9 protein-coding genes are annotated in these 6,271 nt (G+C 62.5%); 6 read left to right on the forward strand and 3 right to left on the reverse strand.

Annotated elements, in window-relative coordinates:
• Positions 1-8: 8 nt before the first annotated feature.
• The 5 genes from QQK43_RS17760 (at position 9) to QQK43_RS17780 (ending at position 2,874) form a co-directional block, all read left to right on the forward strand.
• Entirely contained in the window at positions 9-563 is a 555-nt protein-coding gene (locus QQK43_RS17760) for a GNAT family N-acetyltransferase (RefSeq protein WP_284308822.1), read from the forward strand.
• Positions 564-653: 90 nt separating this feature from the next.
• A complete protein-coding gene (locus tag QQK43_RS17765) occupies positions 654-1,454 on the forward strand; it encodes a DUF2971 domain-containing protein (RefSeq protein ID WP_284308823.1) in 801 nt (266 codons plus the stop codon).
• Positions 1,455-1,575: 121 nt separating this feature from the next.
• A complete protein-coding gene (locus QQK43_RS17770) occupies positions 1,576-2,064 on the forward strand; it encodes a hypothetical protein (RefSeq protein ID WP_284308824.1) in 489 nt (162 codons plus the stop codon).
• 245 nt (positions 2,065-2,309) lie between these two features.
• Positions 2,310-2,585, forward strand: a complete 276-nt coding sequence (locus tag QQK43_RS17775; RefSeq protein WP_284308825.1) for a hypothetical protein — start codon at positions 2,310-2,312, stop codon at positions 2,583-2,585.
• A 13-nt stretch (positions 2,586-2,598) separates the two neighbouring features.
• Entirely contained in the window at positions 2,599-2,874 is a 276-nt protein-coding gene (locus QQK43_RS17780; RefSeq protein WP_284308826.1) for a type II toxin-antitoxin system RelE/ParE family toxin, read from the forward strand.
• A gap of 9 nt (positions 2,875-2,883) precedes the next feature.
• Here the strand turns inward: QQK43_RS17780 and QQK43_RS17785 are convergent, their stop codons facing one another.
• The 3 genes from QQK43_RS17785 to QQK43_RS17795 are packed head-to-tail and all read right to left on the reverse strand — an operon-like array spanning position 2,884 to position 5,034.
• Positions 2,884-3,174: a type II toxin-antitoxin system RelE/ParE family toxin gene (locus tag QQK43_RS17785; protein WP_284308828.1), complete on the reverse strand. Its 291-nt coding sequence runs from the start codon at positions 3,172-3,174 to the stop codon at positions 2,884-2,886.
• Positions 3,162-3,455: a CopG family ribbon-helix-helix protein gene (locus tag QQK43_RS17790; protein ID WP_284308829.1), complete on the reverse strand. Its 294-nt coding sequence runs from the start codon at positions 3,453-3,455 to the stop codon at positions 3,162-3,164. The genes QQK43_RS17785 and QQK43_RS17790 overlap by 13 nt, the downstream gene beginning before the upstream one ends.
• A 31-nt stretch (positions 3,456-3,486) precedes the next feature.
• The gene (locus tag QQK43_RS17795; RefSeq protein WP_284308830.1) at positions 3,487-5,034 is read right to left on the reverse strand and encodes an AMP-binding protein; all 1,548 of its coding nucleotides are present in this window, start codon (positions 5,032-5,034) and stop codon (positions 3,487-3,489) included.
• Between the two features lie 124 nt (positions 5,035-5,158).
• Between QQK43_RS17795 and QQK43_RS17800 the strand changes: the two genes are divergently transcribed.
• Positions 5,159-6,271 (forward strand): hypothetical protein (locus QQK43_RS17800; protein WP_284308831.1); only part of this gene is annotated, 1,113 nt, incomplete at its 3' end.

The raw sequence follows: 6,271 nt of genomic DNA on the forward strand, positions 1-6,271 counted from the left end.
GGAGCGACATGGTTTCAGAGGCATCACCGCGCCGGTTTCACATCCGCGCTGACCGCGAACTCACGCACCCGCAGGTGCTCAGCCTGCGGGACGAACACCTCGCCGGCATGCGCGCCGCCTCACCGCCCGAATGCGTGTTCGCGCTGGACCTGGACGGCCTGCGCCAGCCCGAGATCACCTTCCTCACCGCCTGGCACCTGCTGCCGGACGCCACGCCTGGCGCTGATGAACCCGAAGCCGTGAGCGAACTGGTCGCCATGGGCGCCCTCAAGGAACTGACGCCCACCACCGCCACCGAAGGCGGCCACGGCGAACTCAAGTCCATGCGCACCAGCGCCCGCCACCTGCGCCAGGGCGCCGCGCAGGCCATCCTCACCGAACTGCTGAACCTCGCCCGCCAGCGCGGCTACTCGCGGGTCAGCCTGGAAACCGGCAGCACGCCGCCGTTTGATGCAGCGATCGCGATGTACCGGCGGTTCGGGTTTGTGGAATGCGGGCCGTTTGCGGATTACCGGGAAGACCCGTTCAGTCGATTTATGACGCCTGCCCTGAAATTAAATTAAACCGGGAAAATCGACCCTCAAGAGAGAATTCATTCGACTAAGAAACTACGAAAAATGAAGTACCCAGAAATTCAAACTTTATAAAAATAAATGTCTTGGAATGATTTCACCAAGGAGAGTATTGAGCACGGGAGTTTTTGGTTTTCTTCACCCACAATATTCAATGATCCGATTGACTTCGGAATTTCTCTCAACACAATCAGAAACACTCCACTGCTCAAAAACCTTATAGCCAGTGGCTTTACAAAAATAGGTAAAGCAATCGGCGTCGCCATCAAGAATCCCTCTCAAAGCAAATCAATCGCTGAAAGTGTTCAAGAGCTCGCCAGCAGCTTCATCAACAATACGGAAGCACTTAGCTCAGAGATGAGCGAGGCCAGACTGGATCAAGCAGCTGGCATACACCTCAAGGAGAAATTTTCCTCTGCGGGAATACTCTCTTTGTCCGAGCTTGGAGACAATATCCTCATGTGGTCGCACTATGCTCAACAGCACAAAGGAATATGCATCGAGTTCAGTAGAAACCCCTCAAACATTCTAGGCAAACCTGATCACACGTCACCGGTCAGATACTCCATAAAAGCACCAGCCATCGACGCAAGAAACTACAGAACCGCCGATAGGGAAGGAAAAAATGAAATTGAACTCAGCCTAGTATTAACCAAAGCTGCGGATTGGACGTACGAGCGTGAGTGGCGGGTTGTCAAAAATGGCTGCGCAAACAGCACTCAACCTCTAGAATGCAAAATCGAAAGCATCACTCTTGGCCTTAGATCCGAAGACGCAGCACAAGAGCACATCCTATCCCTTGCCAAAAGAGATGGATTCAAAGTAAATAAAGCAAACTTAAAGCCCAACGAGTTCGGATTGAAAATAGAACAAATCTATTGATCACCCAAAAAAGTGACTGAGCTTATCTAGCTATACGCTCTTGTGATTTGACTAAAGAGCGCAGTCACTTTTAACATCATTCAAGCAATCAAACAACAACCAAGGAAATAAAGGGAAACATGTGAACAACACGCCAAGAATAAAAGGAAGTGACTACGAGCATCTGGTCAACAAGCTCATTGCTGGCTTGCGAGAAGGAGCAAACCTTACAAACTTTGAACAAAGGTATGGCGCGACCAATCGCATCAAAGGAGCCTCTGGATACAAACACCAAATTGACGTATCTCTCCTCGGCCATTCAGACCTGTTTCTTTTCGAAGCCAAGTGCCTAAAAAGAGTCTTGGGAGTACAGGAGGTACTCATAATGGGAGCACGCCTTACTGACATTTCCGCCGCCTTTCCAAATCATAGAGTGCATGCATCAGTTATCTCGATGAAACACGTTTCCAGGAATGCGCAACCAATCGCCGATCACTTCAACGTAAAAATTGATTGGATTAGCGATGTCAAAAACTATGGCATTACCTTCGCAAATCAGCATCTTGTTGGGTGGGAAGAAACGGTAGGCTTCAAATGCACGATCGAGTGCAAAGAAATTCCACCTCAGTAAGCTCGCATCGCAGGCGATCGAGCGAAAGCAGAGCACTCGCTTCATGGAACAGGCTCTTGCAACAATGCCTTCGACACCTTCCCGTAGGTGTTCTTCGCCAGTGCCTCCACAAACTCATACCGCTTGGGCCGCTCGAGGAGCGCGATGTGGTCCAGGTAGAAGGCGTCGAGCCTAAAACAACATGATTTACAGCATGATTGATCGCACCTAAAATCACACGAATTTCCAACCAAAGCTATCCCACCATGCCCCAACTCACCGCCAACGACCTGAAAGTGCGCGGCGTCGCCGCGATCGAAGAGGTGTTGTCCGGCCAGACCGAGGCCACGATCTCGGTGCGCGGCAAGGACCGGTTCGTGGTGATGGATGTGGCGCAGTACCACTACCTGCGCGAGTGCGAGCTGGAGGCGGCGCTGGCGCAGAGCCGGGCTGACGTGGCGGCGGGGCGTGCGGTAACGGAGACGGCGGCTGAGCACATGCAGCGCATGGAGCGCCTGCTGGCGGAAGACTCGGGCCGCTGAGCGTTCGCCGCCCATGCCCAACCAACTCGTCTTCACCGACGACTACACCCGCCGCGCGCTGCGCTTTCTCAAGCGCCACCCGGAACTCAAGGCGCAGTACGGCAAGACGCTGGCCCTGTTGGAGATGAACCCACACCACCCGTCGCTGCGCCTGCACGCACTGCAGGGCAAACTGCAGGGACTGCATTCGGTGTCGATCAACCTGTCGTACCGCATCACGCTGGAACTGCTGATGGCCGACGACCAGATCATTCCGATCAACGTGGGCGATCACGACGCGGTGTACTGAAGGGTTCTGTCAGAACCCGGCTTCCCTCTGGTGCCGCACCGCCAGCACGACGATCGCATCGCCATCCAGCCGGTAGCGCGCCACGTAGCCGCTGTCGCCGAAGTCAATCACCCATTCGCGGAATTCGACGGGCAGGTCCTCGATGGGGCGCCCCATGCCCGGTTGCAGGGTCAGCACCTTGACACCCTGCCGTATGGCCTGCACGGCGCGCCGGGCGGCGTCCATGTTTTTGCTAGACAAGAATCGGTACAGGCGCTGCACATCGGCCAGCGCCTGCGGCGTCCAGATCAGGCGTGGCATTCAGGCGGCTCCACGTCCTTGCCTTGTTCGAGTTCGCTCAGCCAAGCATCGGCTTCTTCAGCAGTGATGTGCAGGCCCCCGTTGGCGCGGTAGTTTTCCCAGGCCTTGAGGGTGTCCTGACGCAAGGCTTCCCGCTGCTCCTCGCGCTCCACATACTGTTGAATGGCCTCGCGCATGAGCCAGTGCGGCGTGCGCTGGCGGGCGTCGGCCAGGCGCTTGACGCGGGCGCGAGTGTCGTCATCGATCTTGATGGCAACGGGGCGGATGACGGTGGCGGGCATGGTGGCTTCCTGGGTATTTCGAGGTATCACCTTAACATACCCGCTCCCGCAACACCGTCTTCAACACCTTCCCATAGTGGTTCTTGGGCAGCGTCTCGACAAACTCATACCGCTTGGGCCGTTTGAAGCGGGCGATCTGGTCCAGGCAGAAGGTGTCGAGCGCCTTCGCATCCAGCGCCGCACCGGGCTGCGGCACCACAAACGCCACCACGATTTCGCCCCACTCGGGGTCGGGCGCGCCGACCACCGCCACTTCGGCCACGCCGGGCGCGTGCAGCAGCACCTCTTCCACCTCGCGCGGGTAGATGTTGCTGCCGCCGCTGATGATCAGGTCCTTGCTGCGGTCCTTGAGGGTCAGGAAGCCGTCGACATCCAGCGCGCCCATGTCGCCGGTCCACAACCACCCGTCGCGGATGGCGGCCTGGGTGGCCTCGGGGTTCTGCCAGTAGCCGCTCATGACGCTGTCGCCCTGGATCAGCACTTCGCCCACTTCGCCCGCGGGCAGCGATTGGCCGTCAGGCCCCGCGACGCGGATGCGCACGGGCGTCTGTGCCACGCCGACGGAGGCGATGCGCGCCTCGTGCCGCGGGTGCGCGGTGTCGGCCAGGTGGGCGCGGCTGAGGGCGGTGCCGGTCATGGGGCTTTCGCCCTGGCCGTAGATCTGCACGAAGCGCGGGCCCATGGTGCGCAGCGCGCGGCGGATGTCGGCGGCGTACATGGGCGCGCCGCCGTAGACGATGGTCTTGAAGCTGTGGCCGCACTGCCCGGGCGAGAGGCCCTGCGCCTCGGCTTCGTCGACGATGCGTTTGACGATGGTCGGCGCGGCGAACAGCGAGAGCGGGCCGAGTGCGCGGCCCAGCTCGAACAGTTCGGCCGCGTCGAAGCCGCCCGAGGCGGGCACCACGTGCCGCGCGCCGGCCATGAGGTGCGGGATGGCGTAGAGCCCGGCCCCGTGCGACATGGGCGCGGCGTAGGCGATGGCGTCCTGTGCGCTGGCGGGATCGACGTCGTTGAAGTAGCCCAGCCCCATGGTGAGCAGGTTGCGGTGCGTGATCATCACGCCCTTGGGCCGGCCGGTGGTGCCGCTGGTGTAGAACAGCCAGGCGGTGTCGTCGGGGGCGCGCTCCTCTGGCTCCTCTATATAGAGAGCGTCTTCGCCCCCCCTTTCCGCGCCATTCACCCAGGCGTCGCATGCGGTGCTGTCCACGTCCATCACGCCGTCCAGCCTGGTCAGCGCGGCCGGATCGGGCACGAGGTCCGCCGTGACGAAGGCCCACCGCGCCCCGGCGTTTTCCACGATCCACTGCACTTCCTTGAGGTGCAGCTTGGCGTTGACCGGCACGGCCACCAGCCCGGCCCACCAGGCGCCGAACAGCAGCTCCAGGTAGCGCGGGTGGTTGCGCATGAACAGCAGCACGCGGTCGCCGGGCTGCAGGCCTTGGGCCCGCAGGTGAGCGCCCACTCGCGCAGCGCGCTCTGCCCACTCAAGATGGGTGGCCAACGGCAGGGTGCCGTTGAAGATGGCGGGGCGGTCGGGGTGTTCCAGCGCCTTGCGCTGCAGCAGGTGGGCGAGGTTCATGGTTTTGTCTCCGGGTGCAAGGCTCCACCATAGCGCGCTCGCGGGGCGGCTACAGTCGGTCCATGAAATCCCCAGGCACGGCCACCGCCCCGCCAGCGGCCCGCCGCGCCCGCCCACAACGCCCATGCCGACCGACACCCCTGCGCTGATCACCGCGTTGCGCAACGCCGCCCGCTACCCGCACCCGGCCGAACCGGTGGTGCTGATGGAGACCCACGGCGCCTGGGTGCTGCTGGCGGGCGAACACGCCTACAAGATCAAGAAGCCGGTGCGCCTGCCGTTCATGGATTTCGGCACCCTGGCGTTGCGGCGCGCGGCCTGCGAGGCCGAGATCCGCGTGAACCGGCGCTTCGAGCCCACCGACCCGGCGGCGCGGCTGTACCTGGAAGCCCTGCCGATCACAGGCACGCCCGAAGCGCCGGTGTGGGGCGGCGATCCGGCGGCGGCCATCGAATGGGCGGTGCACATGCGCCGCTTTCCCGAAGATCAGCGGCTGGACCACCTGGCCGAGCGTGGCGCGCTCACCCCGGCGCTGCTGCAGCAACTGGCCCGCCACCTGGCGGCCTTTCAGGCCAGCGCCGCCGTGGCCCCGGCAGACAGCGTCTGGGGCGAGCCGGCCGGCGTGCGCCAATGGGCCGAGGACAACCTCAGCACGCTGCGCGAAACCACCGGGCTCAGCGCCGACGACCGTGCCACGGTGGCAGCACTGGCAACGTGGACGGCCGAGCGCTTCGCCGCCATCGAACCCCGCCTGGCCGAGCGGCGCCAGGCCGGCTGCGTGCGCGAAGGCCATGGCGACCTGCACCTGGCCAATCTGGTGCGGATCGGCGACGCGGTGCTGCCGTTCGACGCGATCGAATTCAACGACGCGCTGCGCTGGATCGACACCGCCGCCGACCTGGCCTTCACCGCGATGGACCTGCAACGCATCGGCCAGCCCGGGCTGGCCCACGTGCTGATCAGCGAGTGGCTGGACGCCAGCGGCGACGTTTGTGCCCCGGCCGTGCTGCCGTTCTTTGCCGTCTACCGCGCCCTGGTCCGGGCCAAGGTGGCGGCCATCCGGCTGGCGCAGACCGGTGCGGCGTCGCCCGCGCACGGGGCGGCGCTGGCCGAATCGCGCGCCTACCTGGCGCTGGCCCGGCAACTGGCCGACACGCCGGCGCCGCAACTGGTGCTGGTGCACGACCCGTCGGGCAGCGGCAAGTCCTGGGCCAGCACCCGGTGGCTGGCCGGCCAG

Origin of the sequence: Hydrogenophaga electricum (assembly GCF_030160815.1) — a bacterium.
Taxonomy (GTDB): domain Bacteria; phylum Pseudomonadota; class Gammaproteobacteria; order Burkholderiales; family Burkholderiaceae_C; genus Hydrogenophaga; species Hydrogenophaga electricum.